Raw genomic sequence first — 19,740 nt, 5'->3', positions numbered from 1 at the left:
TGATATCGTTTTGAAATAATGCTTTTATTATGAAGTTCAACATAAAAAAGACGTCTTATATCGAGGCGTCTTTTTTGTGTCTAAAATTTTATATTTCTAGCTATTTTTATGACCATGTCAGCCAGCTTTTTAGTAAATCACTTAACGCTTTGTCTTCGTATCTGGCAACTTCGCAGTAGTCTATACCTGCAGCCTTTAGACCAAACTCAAAATCGGCTAAATGTTTTGCTTGCTGCTGTGGATACCAAAACACCAGTAACGTTCGATATTCTGTCTCAGCCGCACGAATATGACTCGCTAATGAGGCTGCTTTTCTGGGGAACACATCTTCTGCAAACATCAGCATGTCAAATTGCTTTGCATGTACCTCATCGATAACCAGTTGCTCATGCTGATAGCAGGCCACATCAGCACCCAAATGCTGTAATTGATCTACCAACAACCCTTTTTCATGATAGTAGTAATAAATAATTTTTAAGCCACGCAGATGTTGCTGTTGTTGAGAATGGTGTTGATTAGACATAGGAATAGTAACTGTAAAATTCGTACCAATACCTAAAGTGCTATCCACTTCAATGCTAGCCCCCATCAGCTGAGCCATTTGCTTAACCACTGGCAGACCAATTCCCGACCCTTCGTACTGGCGAGTTTGCGATGAATCTACCTGAAAAAATGGATTAAAAATATCTTCAATAAAACTGCTATCAATCCCGATCCCAGTGTCCTTTACGCTAATCTGCCAGCGATTGCTGTTATCAAAATGGGTCAGTTGCGACGTAATGGTGATTTGACCTGCTGGTGTGAACTTCATGGCGTTACTGACCAGTATCGCTAAAATTTGCTCTATTCTTTCAGCATCTCCTTCGAGGATATAATCGTTATGATGGATATGACTGATTAACGTTAAGCCCTTTTTCTTAATAGCTGGCTCAAACTCTGCCAATAAGTCAGCGATTAGTTGCAATGGATCAAATTCGTGCACATGTAGGCTGATTTGACCTTTCTGGATTTGATTTAACTGAATAATTTGATCCAAGGTTAAGACCAGCTTTTCACTACCCTCTCGAATAATATCAACCGCGTCTCTTTGCTCGTGATTTAACTTTTCATCATCTAGTAGCTGTAAGCCGCCAACGATCGCATTTAGTGAAGTTTTTAGCTCATGGGTAATCATACTTTGAAAATTATGTAGCTGCACATCAAGCGACACATCTTTATGATGCAGTTGTTGCTCGAAAGCCGCAAGTGCCTGATAATCTTGCTTTGCGATTTGCAGGCGATCAAATAGGGTAATAAAAGCCTGTTTAATCTGTACCAACTCCTGAAACTCAAAACGCTGTTGAATCAGAGGTAACTGCTCAATATCTGGATTTTTTATAACTATATCGCAAGCTGCCGTCAGATTGGCGATATCTTTTGACGGCCAATTCAGCTTACGCAGGATAAACAACGCCCAAATAATCGCCAATAGCGTTGTCATGAGCCATAGCAGTAGGTTCTTTTTAATCCAATTCTCACGCAGCGTCGCCACATCTAAAGTGATATTCAGATAACCAACCAAAGCATCTTCTTTAGGTGAAATAATTTTATTAGTAGGATCGCCAACGACTGGATAGTTAAAGCTGACTGTATTAGCAAATAATGCATTTTTCCAATCATCTCTTAAGTTATTGGCTTCAACAATAGGCTGAGAGGTGGTATAAAATAAAATACTCTCAATGCCTTGCTCTTTTTCTAATAAAAAATGTATTTGTTCATCGACAATATCGGTGGAATCTGCTATCGATGCGCTGATAGTCAGTAATGTCGCTAAATCCTGAATATGCTGGCGCGTGTCTTTGTAATAGTGAACAAAGCCATAAATAAAGGACACTAATAGACCTGCCAAAACAGCCAAAACCATGGTCTGCATGATAGAGTGCCAGATAAGCGTAGGAAGTGTTTGATGCGGGCGGTTGTTCATATCACTCAACTGAGTTAGACAACTTTTGATTATAGTACAGGTATTTTATAGCGGTTATAAGTGAAAATTGATATTTTAAGGCAATTAATGAATAGTGCCCTAAATTGCAAAATGTCATGACAACTGATACAGCCGTCATGACAAAGCACATTTAAAAAACCTGCTAGATAGTATCAAAGGGTTTTTATCGGCTAGCTACTACCACCCAAAAGCGCAAATATGATTACATTAACGCTTTTTATCTTTGTTGGTAAATCTCGGCTTATCTTTGGTGGTAAATTTCTGCGCACGATTACGTTCACGTTGACGTAACTGTTGGGTTTTGGCTTTGGTCGGCGTATCGCTTTTATTAGCATACGGGTTTTCATTCAGTTTAAAGACGACGTTTAGTGGCGTGCCTTCTAACTTGAATACCTGACGGAATTGATTTTCAAGATAGCGCTGATAGCTCTTAGGTAACGAACCAGTTTGATTACCATGAATGACGATAACGGGCGGATTGTGTCCACCGATATGCGCATAACGCAACTTAATACGGCGACCAGCGACCGTTGGCGGTGGATTGGCAGTAACAGCATCTTGCAAAATCTGCGTCAAACGGTTGGTCGATACCTCAAACATTGACGATTGATAAGCACGCAAAATAGACGGATATAAATTACCCACGCCTGTACCATGTAATGCTGAGATTTGATGGACTTTTACATAAGGGATAAAGTTAAAACGGCGATCCATCTCAATTTTGATATAGTTCTTTTGATCGGCAGTCAAACCGTCCCACTTATTAATCGCAACCACTAGCGCACGACCTGCGTCCAGCGCATAGCCAATCATATGCAAATCTTGATCAACAATACCTTCATGGGCATCAATAACAATAACGGTTACGTTAGAGTCTTCAATCGCTTGCAAAGTTTTGATAACTGAGAATTTCTCAACTTTTTCATCGATTTTACCGCGGCGACGAACACCAGCCGTATCAATCAATACGTAATCTTTACCTTCACGCGTATATGGGATATAGATACTATCACGAGTGGTACCAGGCATATCAAAGACGACAACGCGGTCTTCACCAAGCAAACGGTTGACTAGCGTCGATTTACCAACGTTTGGACGACCGATAATAGCAAGTTTCAACCCTCTTGGCTCAACCACATTTTCTTGACTAGGCATATCAGCGGTTAATACTTCGAGCAGATTGCCGACCCCGCGACCGTGACTTGCCGCCATTGGATATGGTTCGCCTAGACCTAATGCATAAAATTCAGCAGGCGCTGAATCATGCACACCATCGACTTTGTTGGCAACGACATATACAGGCTTGCCAAGGGTGTGTAAAAACTTACCAATCTCAGCATCGGCACCAATCATCCCTGCGCGTGCATCAACCACAAATACAATGATATCGGCTTCATGAATGGCAGTATACGACTGCTCAGACATATAATCATCAATATCGCCTCTGCCATCGTCCGCTTCACCAATACCACCGGTATCAACGACAATAAAAGCTTTGTCTTCGTAGGTCGCATCACCGTATTGACGGTCACGAGTCAATCCTGACAAATCAGCAACCAATGCCTGCCGACTTTTAGTGAACTGATTAAATAAGGTGGATTTACCGACGTTTGGACGACCAATTAAGGCGACCACAGGCTTGATACTCATGGGTTACTCTCAGTGAAAGGCACAATGACGGACAGTGCAACTACTTAGATACAATCTCTTTTACAACGTAAATTTACCGTTATAAAAAAGCAAAAAGTAGCAGCCGTTGACCGCAAATTTAAATGAATGATAAGATAAAACGATAGTCAGAAAATAGTTCTTGGCTATCTTACAATGAATAAATGATATTCAGAGGAATGCATCATATATGGATATTATCTGTCGCTATTATATATAGATAACGCCAATAATGCACCGGTCGCATAGCGTACGCGAAAGCCGATATGTAAACAAGCAATTTTACAAGGCATTAAACGCTGACTATGCAGCGTTTTCTGTTCATTTTACTACTAGGCCACCTATTTAATGAGCAATATAGAAAAATGCTCATTAAATAGGACTGCAAGTGACTAAGATTAGCGTGCCAACTGCCAAATCGCTACTTGACCTGAGGTGCTTTGGGTCATTAAGCGGCTGCCTTGTACTTGCAAATTGGTCAATGCGCCTTTGGTCTGTACACGGCTGACAATCTTACCCGTGGCTGGGTCAAATAAATGCACAACCCCATCAAAATCACCTACTGCAATATAGTTGCCAATCATCACAGGGTTGGTCAAATGGCGATAGGCCAATTCTTCACTTTCCCATAGAACAGCACCATTACTACGATTATAAGCAACCACTTTACCGTCTAAGCTTGTCGCAACCACTTGCTGATTGTTGACTGCAAGCGCTTTTAAACTGGCAAGCTCATTAACAAACATCACTTGGCGCGATGCCAAATCAATACCGAGTAACTGACCACTATAGCTAATGGCAAATAACTGATTGTTATCTACAATTGACATACCATCAACATCGCTCATGCGTTCAACTTCGCTGCTGCCTGTACCCACACCAACGCGTCTTGACCATAGCGGCAAACCATTATCTACCGTGACAGCATGCAAGCGTCCATCGGCAGTCGCTAGCAACGCTGTCTTAGCATCTAATAACGTTGGTGCAGCGCTACCGCGTACACTAATCGCTGGAACTTGAGTAGCAAACTGCCAAACTGACTGACCAGTCTGCAGCGATAAGCCATGTAGAAAACCATCATTGGCTGACAAGATAACGCGGTTATTGCTAATGAGCGCTGGCGTTAGCACTGAACCAGTAAGCTGTTGCTGCCAGCGTTTTGCACCTGTTACGCTATCAAATGCCATAACCAGACCGCCACGAGTACTAATAATAGCAGTTTGACTTAGCTCATCTATCGCAACACCACCTGTAATCTGGTCGCCAACATTTACCGACCATAAACGCTGACCAGCTTTGTCAAAACCAACCAGGTCACCACCGCGCGAGGCAGTAACGATTTGCGAATTGGCATAACCGACTTGCAAAGTAAGCGGATCTTTTTTACTGACGTTTTTATTACCAAGGTCGGTACTAAAAACCGGCTGCAATACGCTAACAGGTTGCACGATTTGTACCAATTTTACAGGGTCGTTGACGACTGGCTTGATACCTCGATTACACCCAATGACCGCAGTTGCCATCACTGCAATTACGGCTACATGCATGGCCGTTGAGCGCATGGTCTTGGCTTTGATGGTTTTGTTAAAGCGAATAGCTTGAGTCATTATAGGTCTCACTACAAATAAATTAATCATTAATAAATTAGCATTTAATCAGTGATAAAAAACGATAATAACTTAGTACAAATAAGTATTAGTTACCACCATATTACTTCCGACTGATTAGGCTACTTCCTTTGTAGAACGGTTTGAGGTATTACCATCTCTATTCTATCGAAATTAGTACTCAAATTTTTGATACTAAGTCTTTATTGCCGAATATTTAGCACTACTATTTTATGCACCAGCACCAGCACCAGCATTGGCTGCTACTAAATCTTCGCTCGCTGGTGCTTGCGATGTTGCCGTAGACTCTTGAATAAGGCCAGTTTGTTCAGCGATAGGCTCAGGGACGATACCCAAACTTTCCATTTTCAATGCCAATACTGCGCGAGTTTCTTGACGCTCACGTAATAAGCTCCAAGCATTATTATAGGATTTAATCGCTGAATCTGAATTGTCTTGTGCCAAATAAATATCACCCAATAATTCTTGCTGACTGGCTTCAAATGAGCTTGGCATATCACGACTGGCTTCTGTCAATGCTGCTTTTGCATCGCCTGCTGCCAAAAGCGTGGTCGCATAGCGCAAACGGGTAATTGCCTCTAGACCTGCATCACCCAAATCAATCGCCAATGCTTTTTTAAAGGTATCGCCTGCTGCCTTAAAATCATCATTGTCAACTTGCTGACGCGCTTTAATCATTAAAGCCTGCCAAGCATAGACCGATTCTCCATGAGTGCCAACTAAAGTATCGATATTCTTATCTAGCTGAGTACGACTCTTCTCTAACGATGCTTTTGCTTCCGCTTCTAGATCAGGATTTTGCGATGCCAAGCTAACTTCTTCATTAAGACGTTGAATATCCGCATATTGATCGGCTGCAACGGTATCGACACGTGCATGATTATCCTGCCAATAAGTCCAGCCAAAATAAGCGGCTAACGCCAATAAAATCGCGGTGACAATATAGCTGCCATACTGCTTTAACGCTTGCATTGAGTTGTCTGCATTCGGCGAATTAGGGGTCAGAGCCATATACTTTTACCTGATCAATTTATATTAAAGTGCTAATGCTACGCTCACTACTATTTATGGCGAGAAAAGTTATCTTTCTCCGACAGCCAATCTTGCGCTGCTGGTTTTTGTTCGCCAGTTTGCATATCTTTGATGCTAATGGTTTTATCATCCAGCTCTTGCTGGGCGATAATAACGGTCAATGCAGCACCTGACTTATCAGCCTTTTTCATTTGTGCTTTTAAGCTGGTGGCACTTGCCATTTTCACGCGCAAATCTGGACGGCTATAACGCAGGTTTTGAGCATAACTAATACCCGCACTATAAACCTCAGGATGGGCGACCACAAAGACATCACAAGCAGGCATATCAGCAATAGGCGCGACAACTTCGATAAGAAGTAATAAACGTTCAAGTCCCATGGCAAAACCAACTGCAGGTTCAGATTTAACCGGTTTATTATCGCCTTTACCATCACGGTTATCAGCAGATTTTAGCTGTCCAACCAAACCATCATAGCGACCGCCGGCACAGACAGTCGCTTGGCTACCAAGCTTGTCGGTCACCCACTCAAAAACCGTTTTGTTATAATAATCAAGACCGCGTACTAAGTGCGGATTGATCTCAAAATTAATACCAAGCTCAGTCAGATACGTTTGCACTTGTTCAAAGTGTGCCACGCTCTCTTCACCTAAAAAGTCAGCAAGCTTAGGCGCATCTACCAACACGGCTTGTGTACTGGCTTCTTTACTGTCTAAAATACGTAGCGGATTGGTGGTCAAGCGGCGCTTGCTGTCTTCATCCAGCTGATCTTTTTTATCGGTTAAATAAGCAACCAATGCTTCGCGATAAGCATGACGCTCATCAATTTCGCCCAGACTGTTTAGCTCTAAACGCATCTCATCTTTTAGACCCAGCTCTTGCCACATCAGATGGGTCATGGCGATCAGCTCAGCGTCAGCGTCTGGTAAGGCACTACCAAAGCTTTCAACACCTATTTGATGAAACTGACGATAACGACCTTTTTGTGGACGCTCATAGCGAAACATTGGACCGATATACCAAAGCTTAGGCGTATCACCGCGTAGTAGATTATGCTCATTTACTGCTCGTACTGCCCCTGCCGTGCCTTCAGGACGCAAGGTAAGCGGCGTTGGTGGATCAGATTTATCGGTAAAGCTATACATCTCTTTTTCAACGATATCCGTAGCACCGCCGATCGCGCGAGCAAACAAATCGGTTTGCTCAACGATAGGCAAGCGAATATGCTCATAACCGTATCTGCCTAGCACATTAGCCAATATAGACTCTAGATACAGCCATTTTGCAGACTGTGCAGGCAAAATATCATTAAACCCTTTAATCGCTTTAATCATGGTACGGTTATGTCCTTTAAGTTTTAACAAACAGCTCTATAATTTTTATTAATAAAACGCTTTATTATCTAACACGTATAATCTCGTTTTCGCGTTTTTTTGCTAATTCTTCTGCATGGGCGCGTACCATACCTTCTATCTCATCAACCAGATTATCTGTATCAATCAGATGACTTTTTTCGCCCATACGATAAACCAATGATTTTGGTGCGGCGCCAACAATACCGATATCGGCTTCCTTCGCTTCACCTGGACCATTTACCTTACAGCCAATCACTGATAAGTTCATTGGCTCACGAATATCTTCTAAGCGCGACTCTAACGCGGTCATCACTCTAATCACGTCGAACTCTTGACGTGAGCAGCTTGGACAAGCAATGAAATTGACACCATTAGAGCGAATATTGAGCGATTTTAAGATATCAAAGCCAATCTTAATTTCTTCTTCTGGCTCTGCAGCTAAGGAGATACGAATCGTATCACCAATACCGTCTAATAATAAACCACCCAGCGCGATAGCAGATTTGACTGAACCGGTACGATAAACACCAGCTTCAGTCACCCCTAAATGCAGAGGATTATCAATTTGTGCTGAAATCAGACGATAGGCATCCATGGTCAAAAATACGTTGCTGGCTTTAACCGATACTTTATATTGATCAAAATTAAGACGTTCTAATATATCAATATGACGCATTGCCGATTCGAGCATCGCTGCGCCATTTGGCTCTTTATACTTACGCTGAATGTCTTTTTCTAAAGAGCCAGCATTGACGCCGATACGAATAGGGATATTGTAGTGCTTGGCACAGGCAACTACTTCGCGTACTTTAGCGTCACTACCGATATTGCCCGGGTTAATACGTAAACAATCTGCGCCCGCTGCCGCAACGGCTAAAGCAATTTTGTGGTCAAAATGCACATCTGCTATCAAGGGTACGCTGACCAACTTGCGAATTTCACCAAACGCTTTAACGGTATCCATCGTCGGAGTAGAAACTCGCATCAAATCAGCGCCTGCTTCAACACAGCGCTCAATTTGGGCAACAGTCGCTGCCACATCACAGGTATCGGTATTGGTCATACTTTGCACACTAATCGGCGCATCACCACCAATCGCGACATCACCGACATATATTTTCTTCGTAAGACGACGGTTAATAGGTGCTGACGTTGACATAGACAAACCCTTTCATGAAAGCAGTAAAAACGAGAATAACAATAAAAACAAGGTAATACTATTTACTTTAAAAACTGAACCAATTGATAAATTAAGGTGCCAATTCAAAACTGGCTTGGCTACCATTTGCATAGCTGTTTAAAGCGACAGATTGCTGATTGAGCATCAAGCGCACGTTATTAATATTATCAATCTGTACATTAAAAGGTGGCATACCTGATAACTGATAATCACCCGCATTCTGCGAGCCCGCGATCAAGCTGCTACCAGTAGCATCTGTAATAGTGACGACAGCAGCATCCGTCAGCTTAACATCCAAAGTGGCAGGAGCAACGTCGCCACCGCCTAAGTTTAGTGCTGAACCTGAAGCGCTAACACCTGTAACATCGGTATTAATAGCTGCGCCTTGTGCTTGTTCTACTGCTGAGATATCTTCAGAGCTAGATATAGGCTGCTCGGTATTTTCCTTGCTGGCATTACTAACCATACGGAATAGGAAAATCGCTAAAATAATGACACCGATCACTGCGATAATTAGTAGCGGATTAAAGCGAATACGATTATGTGTATCGCGCTGTAGCGTACCCATAGGCTGCAATGGCGACTGAGTATTATTAGCCGAACGCGATTTCAGCTCATTTGGGTAAGCGGCATCAAAGCTACTGGCTATTCTGACTGGGTCGAGACCCAAATATTTGGCATAGTTGATCGCAAAACCGCGCGCGAACGCCACTTGCGGTAAATCTGCGAAATCTTCATTTTCTAACGCTTGCAGGTGACGTTTTAAAATAAACAATTCATTTGCCGCGTCGTCCAAGCTTACTTGCTTAGCTTTGCGAGCTTGCTGCAACATGGCACCAAATGATCCCTGAGCGTTAAAGTTTGTGTTTGATGATGGGGTGGTCATTTCCATGGTGCCTCTGGATTGTTAAGCCAAGTCTTTAGTTGTTTTGCTTCATCACTTAATGGATAAGCAGATAAAAGTTGCTGTGCCAATTGTTGGCGTGTCTTGATGTTTTTTTGCGCTGCCGCCAATTTGATGCCTTGTAGGAGCAAGCGCGGACTAGCGCCCTGCCCTTGTACCAATATCAAGGTCTCATCATAGAGCCTTTGTGCCTGCTCAATACGCTGCTGCTCAAGTAATAAATCAACCAGTTCAATATGGGCAATAATACTATTTCGATTGCCATCTAGAGCCCGTAAAAAAGCCTTTGCTGCGGCAGGATGGTCATTGAGCTGAAGGTAGGTACGACCTAAGTTCTCTAACGCCCCAATACGACCTTCGTAACCAAGGGCAGCACCAGCGATTTCAAACTGCTCAGCTGCCTCTTTATAACGCTTCATCTGCGATAAATACACGCCATAATTATTGTGAGCTTGGTCAAAATCTTTATCAAGCGCAATGGCTTTTTTGAAATATTGATCCGCTTTTTCAAGATTAAGGCGGCTGCCTTCTTGCTGCAACAAAACACCCATCATATCATAGGCGGGCGCATGACGGCTATCGGCAGCAAAGGCTTTTTCGAGCTGTCTTTGGGCAGCATCAAGCTCGTTTTTGCGGATATATTGTGCAGCAAGTGTCGTTCGAACGCGAGCAATTTCTTGCTGATCCAATTTACGGTTGTCATTGGGTTGCGTTGAGGTTTGATAAGGCGTGCCCGTTATTAGATCGTTGGTTGGCGTACTTTGACAGCCAACCAAGAATCCAGACAACAACATACTAAAGATGCCTACAACGTAAGCACGCTTTTTATTAGCATGAAAGACTGTAGAGCCTAATCGTTTTATCACAGGATAAAAGGGTCTTTTATAGTTGAACTGATAAGAGTTTTTAGAAGTCATCATGGCTACCATCATAAAACTATAATTCAATGCGTTCGATCATCGAGGCATCAGTTTATTGACATACTCACCCCACTTTCGCATTGCTCAAGTGGAGGATTCTAAGAGCAAAAGCTCTTAGGCGACTTCCTCACGGCTGTCACAAGTTTTCTGTATCATCGGGCGACCTTTACCGCATCCTCCCTCCGCAGACAAAACGGCATGTCCTGCCGATAATATGTTACATGCCGCATTGAAGTCGGCATTTGCAACATACATGCATTTAACACACTCAAATTTTGCCTGAGTCCGTCTATTTTCTTTGGCAACATGTTTGCAGTTAAAACAGGTTTGACTGGTGTAGTTTGGATTAACCTTAATCACTAATCCACCGCGCCAATGTTGCTTATATCCAAGCATATCAATCATCATGCCCCAACCTTGATCTAGGATTGATTTATTTAATCCTGATTTAGCTCTGACATTACGACCTTTATTCTCCATCGTACCGCTTGCCGACCTTGACATATTGGCTATTTTTAAGTCCTCAACGACAATCATGGCGTGGTTTTTGCTGATCGTGGTGGTTACTTTATGTAAGTAGTCATGGCGAATATTGGCAATATGGCTGTGGAGCTTTTGGATTTTGTGGTTGTGCTTTTTCCAGTTTTGACTAAATAGAATTTTTCTACTTAATTGACGCTGTAATTTTGCCAATTTGACTTGATTGGCCTTAAAGCTGTTTTTGGGCTTGATGGTTTTATTTTCTGAGGTGGTAATAAGTTTAGTAATGCCTAAATCAACGCCTAGTGAGCTTTTAGAGGGGTGAATTGGGTTTTGTAGTAATTCTCGCTCAGTACCAAATGACACATACCATTGCCCTGATTTCTTGCTGATGGTAACGTTTTTAATGATACCGACAATCTCTTGGGATTTTCTAAATTTCACAAACCCAACCCCGTTAGGCAGCTTTACTCGATTGCCCTCAACACGGCAGTATTTATCAAATTGCACCAAGCGCATTGAGTCGCAGCGATCTGCTTTACGCTTAAACTGCGGCATTAAAGGTCGGTGCTGAATTTCTGTTCCATCAAGCAATTTAACAAACTTAGGCTTTCTAGGCTTCTTTTTACTTTCTTTAAATCTGGCATGTACTTTGGGGTCAAAGAATCGTGACCAAGCTGACGCGAGATCACGAACTTTTTGTTGTAGAGATACGGCGTTAGATCGGGATTTCAAAAAGGCAAACTCAGGATTGTTCTTCAGTCCAACAATCTTGTTAACCAAATTGATGGCATTAATAAATTCGTTTTTAGCAAACATCTCAAGCGAAAGTGCCAACATTTCATTCCAAACAAAACGCGCAGAGTCAACAAGACTGGTTAATATGACCACTTGTTCTGCATTAGGGCTAAGCCTAAATTTGTACGCCTTGTTGATTTTCATCAAATACTCTTTACCAATAAACGAATATTCTAATGTTTAACACTATACAGATACGTCATTTATTTTGGTATACTTTTAATGAGTGAGCTGTGTGAAAAAGACTAAAAACTATGTGAAATTTACCTACGACCTAGCTCGGGTGGAGCCCTCTTTAGTGCTTAGATAGACTGATAGTAACACGACACGCTACCACAATAAATTATTGATTAGTACTGCCTGCATAGTAGAGGCTACAAAAAATACTATAGTAGGATTCTCTTTAATACATCAATTCGTCTATAGCTACGTTAGATAGCTATAGCAGTCATTTTTATTAACCTAATTAACTATTCTCGCGATCCTTGATGCTTTGCTGCCATGCGGCTGACCGACGCGTTCTGTCAGCAACTTGCCCAACCAATTGCCCACAAGCGGCATCGATATCATCGCCACGCGTTTGACGAATCGTACAAACAAAACCTGCTTCACTTAATATATTACTAAAGGCATGAATACGATTATTACTCGACTTATCGTAATTTGCATGAGGGAACGGGTTAAACGGTATCAGGTTAATCTTACTTGGTAAATCACCCAACAATGTGACCAATTGCTCAGCATGCTCATTACTATCATTGACACCATCTAGCATCACATATTCAATAGTCACGTGTTTCTTGTGGCGTGGGTTCACATCAAAAACGTAATTTCTCGCCGCTGCCATTAACTGCTCTAATGGGTATTTTTTATTAATCGGCACTAATTCATTACGTAGCTCGTCATTTGGCGCATGTAATGAAATCGCTAAAGCCACGTCAAGCTCCTGTGCCAACTCATACATTTTTGGCACCACACCTGAAGTCGACAAAGTAACACGGCGCTTTGATAAACCATAAGCATGGTCACTAAGCATCAATTCCATCGAGCTGACAACAGGACGATAGTTTAATAACGGCTCACCCATACCCATCATAACGACGTTGGTGACGTTGTTTTCCCACAAGCTATGGTCAACATTTTCTAAACTATCGTTTTCATCAGTCATATAAGAGGCATTTGCCACCCATAATTGTCCAAGAATCTCAGCCGCCGTCAAATCGCGCTCAAAGCCCTGCTTACCCGTACTACAAAAACTACAGTCAAGTGCACAGCCGACTTGCGAGGAGACACACAAGGTTTTGCGACCGTTTAATTTACTATCATCTGCGGGAATCAGTACGGTCTCGACCAACGAGCCACCCGTGACTTCAAATACCCATTTACGCGTGCCATCATCACTATATTGACGATGAATCACTTTTGGCGGAATGACGCAGGCATTGGCTGATAATTTATCACGCAAAGATTTACTCAGATTGGTCATTTGCTCAAAATCAGTGACACCCTGCTGATATATCCACTTGATGACTTGCGTCGAGCGAAACGGCTTTTCGCCAATACTCTTAAAGTAATCCGCCAGTTGCGCTTGTGTCATACCTAGTAGATTGGTTTTCGCCTGCGCCTCATCTACCAGTTTTATACTCTTAGTAGTTTTAGCAGGTACATGTTGGACGTCAGTTTGAATAGGGCTTTGAGCAGTTGACATAATAAATAACCTTTTTGCATCTACTAGTATGAGCGATGCAATTATTGAGATGGGTGTTGCTAGACGTACTCAATATATGAGTGCATGAGCAATCCGTTATGAGCGCATTTTTTACCAAAAACTCAAAGCAATATGCTGATAAAGGATTGATAACGCTATATAAAACTAATAATGAGGGAGAAAAGTTAAAATTTCAATACATAGTCAGACTATTATAATAGCTAAAACGGCTTATACCAAAAGATATAAGCCGTTTCGCTACACTAATTATTAATTAGCACTATTATTATGCATAACAACCATTATGCACAAAAGTGGCTATTAATAAAAACTGCTATTAACGCGTACGTGCACACAATTCTTCTTCATTGAAGAAGTAGCTGATTTCACGTGCTGCTGATTCTGCTGAATCTGAACCATGAACCGCGTTTTCATCGATGCTGCTAGCGAAATCAGCACGGATAGTACCTTCAGCGGCGTCTTTTGGGTTAGTCGTGCCCATGATGTCGCGATGCTTAGCGATCGCATTTTCGCCTTCTAGTACTGATACCAATACTGGACCTGAAGTCATAAATGATACTAGGTCGTTGTAGAATGGACGCTCAGCGTGCTCAGCGTAAAAACCACCCGCTTTTTTATCATCAAGCTGCATCATTTTAGCAGCAACAATTTTTAGACCAGCTTGCTCAAAACGGTCATAGATAGCGCCGATGTTATTGCCAGCGACTGCGTCAGGTTTGATGATAGATAAAGTACGTTCGTTAGCCATGAAAAGCTCCTAATAAATAAGTGAGAAGTTAAATAATTTACGTTGTCTGTGATCACTGCGCTGAGCGAATTCATTTATGAATATCCAATGCGGATACGCAATACGATGCTCAGCGAATGATTGCTGCCTATTATAATGATTAAGACTGTAAATGATAGGATTAATTTACGGTTGTAACTTGCACAAAAGTAAATTGGGTAGGCTTTTACTACTCATCAATCTTCTGATTTATCAAAAACAAAACCCCAATGTTTAGCATTAGGGTTTTGTGAATTAAACATACAATAGCATTATAACCAATTAAGCGTCATACGGATCGCGTAATACGATAGTCTCTTCACGATCAGGACCGGTTGAGATGATATCAACTGGGCAACCAATCAATGCTTCGATACGTTTGATGTATATTTTGGCGTTTTCAGGCAGCTCATCGTAGTTAGTGATACCAACCGTTGATTCGCTCCAGCCTTGTAGTGTTTCGTACTTTGGCGTTACCGCTTCGTAGAACTCTGCATCATGCGCGCCTGCACACTCAGTCTCAGGTAAGTTATAACCCACACCTATTAGCAATTCTTCTAGACCATCTAATACGTCAAGCTTGGTTAGGCAGATACCTGACATAGAGTTAAGTACAACAGCACGGCGTAATGCTTCAGCATCGAACCAACCACAGCGACGCGCGCGACCAGTCGTGGCACCAAATTCATGACCGACTTTGGCTAAATGTGCACCAACATCATCAAACAATTCAGTTGGGAATGGACCACTACCAACACGGGTGGTATAGGCTTTCGTGATACCAAGGACATAATCTAAATATAATGGACCGATACCCGTACCTGTAGATACACCACCAGCGGTTACACTTGAGCTGGTTACAAACGGATACGTACCGTGGTCGATATCAAGTAATGTGCCTTGCGCACCTTCAAACATTAGGTTCTTGCCAGCAAGACGCAATTGGTTCAAATCTTCAGTGACATCAGTCACCATGCCTCTGATTTCTTCTTTCCACTCTTTACAAAGCTTAAGCGTTTCATCAAAATCAATCGCTTCAACTTTATAGTACTGAGTCAGTTGGAAGTTATGATATTCGATTAAGTTACGTAGTTTTTCTTCTAAGTCATCACGGAACAAATCAGCAAGCTTGATGGCACGGCGCGCAACTTTATCTTCATAAGCTGGTCCAATACCACGACCAGTCGTACCGATTTTACCACTACCGCGCTTGGCTTCACGCGCTTGATCAAGGGCAACATGATATGGCATGATTAATGGGCAGTTAGGAGAGATACGCAGACGCTCACGTACTGGTACGCCATTCTCTTCTAAACCTTTCATCTCTTTAAGTAGTGCATCAGGTGCTAATACCACGCCATTACCGATAAAGCAGGTAACGCCTTCACGCAAAATACCAGATGGGATTAGGTGTAAGACGGTGGTTTTACCATCTACAACTAACGTATGTCCAGCATTATGTCCGCCTTGGAAGCGTGCAACTGCTGAGGCTTTTTCGGTTAGTAAATCGACGATTTTACCTTTACCTTCATCGCCCCATTGGCTACCTAAAACTACGACATTCTTACCCATGATAAATCCTTACCTTAATATATTGAGGTGTGTGCAATAAGTGTTTAAAACTACCTATCAAAACGAAAGTAATGCTAAAAACGATACTTTAAACAAAGTATGTTTTTAACGACTTAATCACTAAATATCTTTTTATAGCAAACGCTTTTTTTATAGCATTTATAAATATTTTTAAAGTTAAACCGCTTGTAGCTGCCATTGGTTATCGACAAGGCTTAAACGATGAGTCATACCCACTGGCATATCTTTTGCCGTTAATGGCATGGTCACGCGATAGCCCTGCTGACGTAAGCTTGCCACTTGCTGTAATAATAGCTGCAGCTGCTCACTATCCAAATCCTTGAAAGCGTCATAATCGACCAGCACAATAACAGGTGCATCAAGCTGAGTATGCGCGAGCAAACGGCTGACGTCCATACTAAAGCCGGTCGCTTGACGTGGCTGATTCGTGGCTAATTGATTGCTTTTCATACCATCAAAGCGACCGCCACGTACCAGCGGCTGAGTTTCACTATTGATATAACCATTGAACACAATGCCCGTATGATAATGATAGCCTGATAGCTCGGTCACATCGATACTGACCGCACACTGCCACTGTACTTGCAAGTGCGCTTTTAGACGTTGCAGCTCATCAATAGCTGTGACAATTTGAGTGTCTTGTTGCGCATTCCCTGACAATCTGCCAAGCAGATTTGCAATGTCATGACCGAAGCGCGCCAAGGTATAAAAATCGTTACCGAGCGGTAGCGCTTGGCAAACCTGCTTCAGCTCTGGCAAATTCTTATTGGCATAAAGCTGCATCAATTGCTCAGTATCACTTTCTGATAATACTGCCAATTCTGCCAAGCGCTTAAATATCGCTACATGACCCAAATCAATATGTAATGCTGCGCTCATTTCTAGGCTATTGAGCATGCTAAATAAAACATCAATCAGCTCAATATCTGCTGCAATGGACTCACAACCAAATATCTCAGCACCGAGCTGTAACGGTGTACGTGAGCCAAAAAGCCCCGATGGCAAAGTATGAATCACATCACCTGCATAGCAATAACGCGCGATTCCATCGCCGCCATGGTGTGCATCAATACGTAGAATCTGCGGCGTGATATCGGCGCGTATGCCCATCAAACGACCCGTTAGCTGATCGATAATCTTAAAGGTTTGACGTTTTAAATCCTCTGAGGCTCCGCTCAGTAGCGATTCGGTAAACTCAATCATTGGCGGATTGACCAACTGATAGCCATGGCTGATAAGTTGCTGGATCAATTGATGTCTAAGCACTTCTTGCTTATGGGCGTCTTCAAACAACACATCAACCACCCCATCAGGCAGCAACCAGCTATTAGCAACATCGCTGGCAAGATTGCTTAAATAAGGTAAACGGTTAGGTGCGGCAGTATTATCAGCGGGCAGAGTAGCCGCTTGCTTGAGGGTATTTTGCAGGGCAGGTTTTGCAGAATCAGAACTGGCAGACACAATAAATCCTTGTTTGGCGTATCGCTTACCAAAAGCGCGGTAAAGATGCGGTACTTAAAGGTTATATTTCCAATTGCATAGATATCAGGCGTTTTTTATTTTTCACGCGCAACATCACTGACCCAATTATTAATAAGCAAACTAGGTAACCGCAAAAGGGTGAGTAATAGTATAAGTTGGGATGATAAGACGAGTATCTTTATGCGCTAAAAAATTATGATAAATAATCAAGGCACTTTATGCTTTAGTTTAGCATAGCAGCTAAGCTTCGCCTAGTGACAATTAATGGCAATCGCCATCTAATTTATTCTAATAACCTTAAAAACTGTCTTTTTTATGACAGATTTATCATCGTTAATACCGTATTTCTATAGACAAAATATAGCGTTGACGGAGCAATATTTTGTCTAACTATCTGTTGCATCTATCGTTGAATAACGTCTTAGATGTACACTCATGTTACACTAGCCTATATTTTTATTTTGGAAGCCTTATGTCATCTGATTATCATCCAAATCCTGCTACCAACCAAGCAAATGTGCTTGGCACCGCCTTAGCCAGCTGTTGTTTTGATCCGCTTACCGGTTATTATCGCAATGGTTTTTGTCATACGGGCAACCATGATGTTGGTCAACATACCGTTTGCGCCAAAATGACCAGCGAGTTTTTAAACTTTTCAGCCAGTCGCGGTAACGATTTGATTACGCCATTGCCTGAGTATGGTTTCGCCGGTCTGCAACCAGGTGACTACTGGTGTATTTGTGCGTTACGTTGGGTTGAAGCACTCGATTTAGGCATGGCGCCACAAATCAAGCTTGAAGCATGTCATGAAAGCTTATTAAAGTTGATTGATATTGAGACGCTCAAACGCTTTGCCTTGTAATCTGCATCAGTTGCAGAAGTTGTTTTATATTTATTTTTATACTTAGACAGAAGGAGTAGGTATGAACCAAGATGATGACCTGATTGTCAAAACGGCAACGCGTATCACACCTGAGTCTAATGTCAGTCTTATTGACGCCACTATCATAGACGAGCACTCCTATCTAGACAATTATGACAGCTATATCTATGGCGATTCTGATGCGACGGTTGAGGACACTATTGAGACCATGACCGTCTATGATCCAGACTCTGAGCGCTATGAGGATATTGAGCCACTTAGTGCTAATGAAGTGGTTAATTGTTATGCTTATTCCCGTAAAACCGGTGAACAGCTGAACAAAATAGCACTCAGGGATGTCAGTCGAGCCTTAAGCAATAGTGGTCAGTTTATCTGGTTAGGTCTTTATGAGCCTAGCTTGCAGACAATATCCGAGGTAAAAGAAGCTTTTGATCTACATGAGCTTTCAATCGAAGATGCTTTTGCCGATCATCAGCGTGCTAAAGTTGAAAGTTATGATAATGATACGATATTTGTGGTATTACGTACTGCTAAGCTTGAAGGCAATGTCATCCGCTATGGTACTACGGCGATATTTATGGGTAAAAACTATCTGATTACGATTCGTAATGGTCCTTCTAACTCCTATGCGCCGGTACGTGAGCACTGTAATCGCCGCCCTGAAAAACTGCGTATGGGACCTATTTTTGTCTTGCACGCTGTAATTGATTTTATCGTCGATAACTATATGCCAGTGACCGACCGCTTAGGTAGCTATTTACGTGAGCAAGAGCGCAATATCTTTACTTATGAATTTAATAAAGAAACGCTTAGAAATCTGTATGAATTAAAATCACAATTAGTGCATATGCGTGCAGTTATTTTACCAGTGCAGGATATCTGTAGCTTTTTTATAAACCATCAAAAAAGCGATTTGGTCTCACCATTTTCGCACGCTGCAAAACCCTACTTTCGAGATGTGAATGACCATTTACTGCATTCTTTAGATGCCATCAATGGTTTAAATGAGATGCTCAGCGTGGTGATGAACACCTATCTTGCCATGGTAAATATGGGACAGAATGAGGTGGTTCGCAAGCTTGCTGCTTGGGCAGGTATTTTGGCAGTACCGACAGCGATTGCGGGTATCTATGGGATGAACTTCGACTTTATGCCTGAGCTACATTGGCAATATTCTTACTTTATCATTATGGCGATTATCATTTCACTATGTAGTTTTTTATACCTTAACTTTAAGCGCTTGGGCTGGTTATAAACCCACTTTCTAGATAAAAAAAGAGCTTCCATATATATGGAAGCCCTTTTTTCATTAACAGATATTAACTATCGTTAGTAACT

The 19,740-nt window shown here is 42.1% G+C and carries 15 protein-coding genes; 2 read left to right on the top strand and 13 right to left on the bottom strand.

The genetic code is table 11. From position 1 onward, the window contains the following. Nucleotides 1–106: 106 nt before the first annotated feature. From FQ083_RS10665 to FQ083_RS10605, 13 genes are all read right to left on the bottom strand, one after another. Nucleotides 107–1,963 (bottom strand): sensor histidine kinase, encoded by a 1,857-nt coding sequence (locus FQ083_RS10665; protein ID WP_149409837.1) that lies wholly within the window; start codon nucleotides 1,961–1,963, stop codon nucleotides 107–109. 228 nt (nucleotides 1,964–2,191) lie between these two features. After that, nucleotides 2,192–3,634 (bottom strand): ribosome biogenesis GTPase Der, encoded by a 1,443-nt coding sequence (gene der, locus FQ083_RS10660; RefSeq protein WP_011513006.1) that lies wholly within the window; start codon nucleotides 3,632–3,634, stop codon nucleotides 2,192–2,194. Nucleotides 3,635–4,050: 416 nt separating this feature from the next. Then, the gene (gene bamB / locus FQ083_RS10655; RefSeq protein WP_149409836.1) at nucleotides 4,051–5,259 is read right to left on the bottom strand and encodes an outer membrane protein assembly factor BamB; all 1,209 of its coding nucleotides are present in this window, start codon (nucleotides 5,257–5,259) and stop codon (nucleotides 4,051–4,053) included. A gap of 231 nt (nucleotides 5,260–5,490) precedes the next feature. Then, entirely contained in the window at nucleotides 5,491–6,291 is an 801-nt protein-coding gene (locus tag FQ083_RS10650; protein WP_149409835.1) for a YfgM family protein, read from the bottom strand. Between the two features lie 50 nt (nucleotides 6,292–6,341). Continuing rightward, nucleotides 6,342–7,646 (bottom strand): histidine--tRNA ligase, encoded by a 1,305-nt coding sequence (gene hisS, locus FQ083_RS10645; RefSeq protein WP_149409834.1) that lies wholly within the window; start codon nucleotides 7,644–7,646, stop codon nucleotides 6,342–6,344. A 64-nt stretch (nucleotides 7,647–7,710) separates the two neighbouring features. Further along, complete coding sequence (ispG, locus tag FQ083_RS10640) at nucleotides 7,711–8,826, bottom strand: flavodoxin-dependent (E)-4-hydroxy-3-methylbut-2-enyl-diphosphate synthase (RefSeq protein WP_011279968.1); 1,116 nt, start codon at nucleotides 8,824–8,826, stop codon at nucleotides 7,711–7,713. A gap of 91 nt (nucleotides 8,827–8,917) precedes the next feature. Beyond that, complete coding sequence (locus tag FQ083_RS10635) at nucleotides 8,918–9,733, bottom strand: helix-turn-helix domain-containing protein (RefSeq protein WP_149409833.1); 816 nt, start codon at nucleotides 9,731–9,733, stop codon at nucleotides 8,918–8,920. Further along, nucleotides 9,730–10,683, bottom strand: a complete 954-nt coding sequence (pilW, locus tag FQ083_RS10630; RefSeq protein ID WP_149409832.1) for a type IV pilus biogenesis/stability protein PilW — start codon at nucleotides 10,681–10,683, stop codon at nucleotides 9,730–9,732. Before pilW ends, FQ083_RS10635 begins: the two co-directional genes overlap by 4 nt. 102 nt (nucleotides 10,684–10,785) lie before the next feature. Further along, nucleotides 10,786–12,093: an RNA-guided endonuclease InsQ/TnpB family protein gene (locus tag FQ083_RS10625; protein ID WP_149409831.1), complete on the bottom strand. Its 1,308-nt coding sequence runs from the start codon at nucleotides 12,091–12,093 to the stop codon at nucleotides 10,786–10,788. Nucleotides 12,094–12,415: 322 nt separating this feature from the next. Then, on the bottom strand, nucleotides 12,416–13,657 hold the full coding sequence (rlmN, locus tag FQ083_RS10620) for a 23S rRNA (adenine(2503)-C(2))-methyltransferase RlmN (RefSeq protein WP_262881105.1): 1,242 nt from the start codon (nucleotides 13,655–13,657) through the stop codon (nucleotides 12,416–12,418). Between the two features lie 337 nt (nucleotides 13,658–13,994). After that, on the bottom strand, nucleotides 13,995–14,426 hold the full coding sequence (ndk, locus tag FQ083_RS10615; RefSeq protein ID WP_149409830.1) for a nucleoside-diphosphate kinase: 432 nt from the start codon (nucleotides 14,424–14,426) through the stop codon (nucleotides 13,995–13,997). A 300-nt stretch (nucleotides 14,427–14,726) separates the two neighbouring features. Then, nucleotides 14,727–16,016 carry an adenylosuccinate synthase gene (locus FQ083_RS10610; RefSeq protein WP_011512996.1) on the bottom strand — a complete coding sequence of 430 codons (1,290 nt, stop codon included), beginning with the start codon at nucleotides 16,014–16,016 and terminating at the stop codon, nucleotides 14,727–14,729. Between the two features lie 177 nt (nucleotides 16,017–16,193). Then, the gene (locus FQ083_RS10605; protein ID WP_149409829.1) at nucleotides 16,194–17,498 is read right to left on the bottom strand and encodes an ATP phosphoribosyltransferase regulatory subunit; all 1,305 of its coding nucleotides are present in this window, start codon (nucleotides 17,496–17,498) and stop codon (nucleotides 16,194–16,196) included. Between the two features lie 493 nt (nucleotides 17,499–17,991). Between FQ083_RS10605 and FQ083_RS10600 the strand changes: the two genes are divergently transcribed. Beyond that, on the top strand, nucleotides 17,992–18,381 hold the full coding sequence (locus tag FQ083_RS10600) for a DUF2237 family protein (RefSeq protein ID WP_149409828.1): 390 nt from the start codon (nucleotides 17,992–17,994) through the stop codon (nucleotides 18,379–18,381). A gap of 61 nt (nucleotides 18,382–18,442) precedes the next feature. Then, complete coding sequence (gene corA / locus FQ083_RS10595) at nucleotides 18,443–19,657, top strand: magnesium/cobalt transporter CorA (RefSeq protein ID WP_149409827.1); 1,215 nt, start codon at nucleotides 18,443–18,445, stop codon at nucleotides 19,655–19,657. Nucleotides 19,658–19,740: the final 83 nt, after the last annotated feature.

The organism is Psychrobacter sp. ANT_H59 (assembly GCF_008369225.1).
Classification (GTDB): Bacteria; Pseudomonadota; Gammaproteobacteria; order Pseudomonadales; family Moraxellaceae; genus Psychrobacter; species Psychrobacter cryohalolentis.
The sequence above is the reverse complement of the archived record's forward strand: the minus strand, read 5'-3'. Positions and strand labels throughout refer to the sequence as shown.

What these genes read in the sequence shown, in the direction of transcription:
- FQ083_RS10665 (WP_149409837.1), bottom strand. Translation starts at nt 1,963, where the DNA reads ATGAACAACCGCCCGCATCAAACACTTCCTACGCTTATCTGGCACTCT.
- der (WP_011513006.1), bottom strand. Translation starts at nt 3,634, where the DNA reads ATGAGTATCAAGCCTGTGGTCGCCTTAATTGGTCGTCCAAACGTCGGT.
- bamB (WP_149409836.1), bottom strand. Translation starts at nt 5,259, where the DNA reads ATGACTCAAGCTATTCGCTTTAACAAAACCATCAAAGCCAAGACCATG.
- FQ083_RS10650 (WP_149409835.1), bottom strand. Translation starts at nt 6,291, where the DNA reads ATGGCTCTGACCCCTAATTCGCCGAATGCAGACAACTCAATGCAAGCG.
- hisS (WP_149409834.1), bottom strand. Translation starts at nt 7,646, where the DNA reads ATGATTAAAGCGATTAAAGGGTTTAATGATATTTTGCCTGCACAGTCT.
- ispG (WP_011279968.1), bottom strand. Translation starts at nt 8,826, where the DNA reads ATGTCAACGTCAGCACCTATTAACCGTCGTCTTACGAAGAAAATATAT.
- FQ083_RS10635 (WP_149409833.1), bottom strand. Translation starts at nt 9,733, where the DNA reads ATGACCACCCCATCATCAAACACAAACTTTAACGCTCAGGGATCATTT.
- pilW (WP_149409832.1), bottom strand. Translation starts at nt 10,683, where the DNA reads ATGATGGTAGCCATGATGACTTCTAAAAACTCTTATCAGTTCAACTAT.
- FQ083_RS10625 (WP_149409831.1), bottom strand. Translation starts at nt 12,093, where the DNA reads ATGAAAATCAACAAGGCGTACAAATTTAGGCTTAGCCCTAATGCAGAA.
- rlmN (WP_262881105.1), bottom strand. Translation starts at nt 13,657, where the DNA reads ATGTCAACTGCTCAAAGCCCTATTCAAACTGACGTCCAACATGTACCT.
- ndk (WP_149409830.1), bottom strand. Translation starts at nt 14,426, where the DNA reads ATGGCTAACGAACGTACTTTATCTATCATCAAACCTGACGCAGTCGCT.
- FQ083_RS10610 (WP_011512996.1), bottom strand. Translation starts at nt 16,016, where the DNA reads ATGGGTAAGAATGTCGTAGTTTTAGGTAGCCAATGGGGCGATGAAGGT.
- FQ083_RS10600 (WP_149409828.1), top strand. Translation starts at nt 17,992, where the DNA reads ATGTCATCTGATTATCATCCAAATCCTGCTACCAACCAAGCAAATGTG.
- corA (WP_149409827.1), top strand. Translation starts at nt 18,443, where the DNA reads ATGAACCAAGATGATGACCTGATTGTCAAAACGGCAACGCGTATCACA.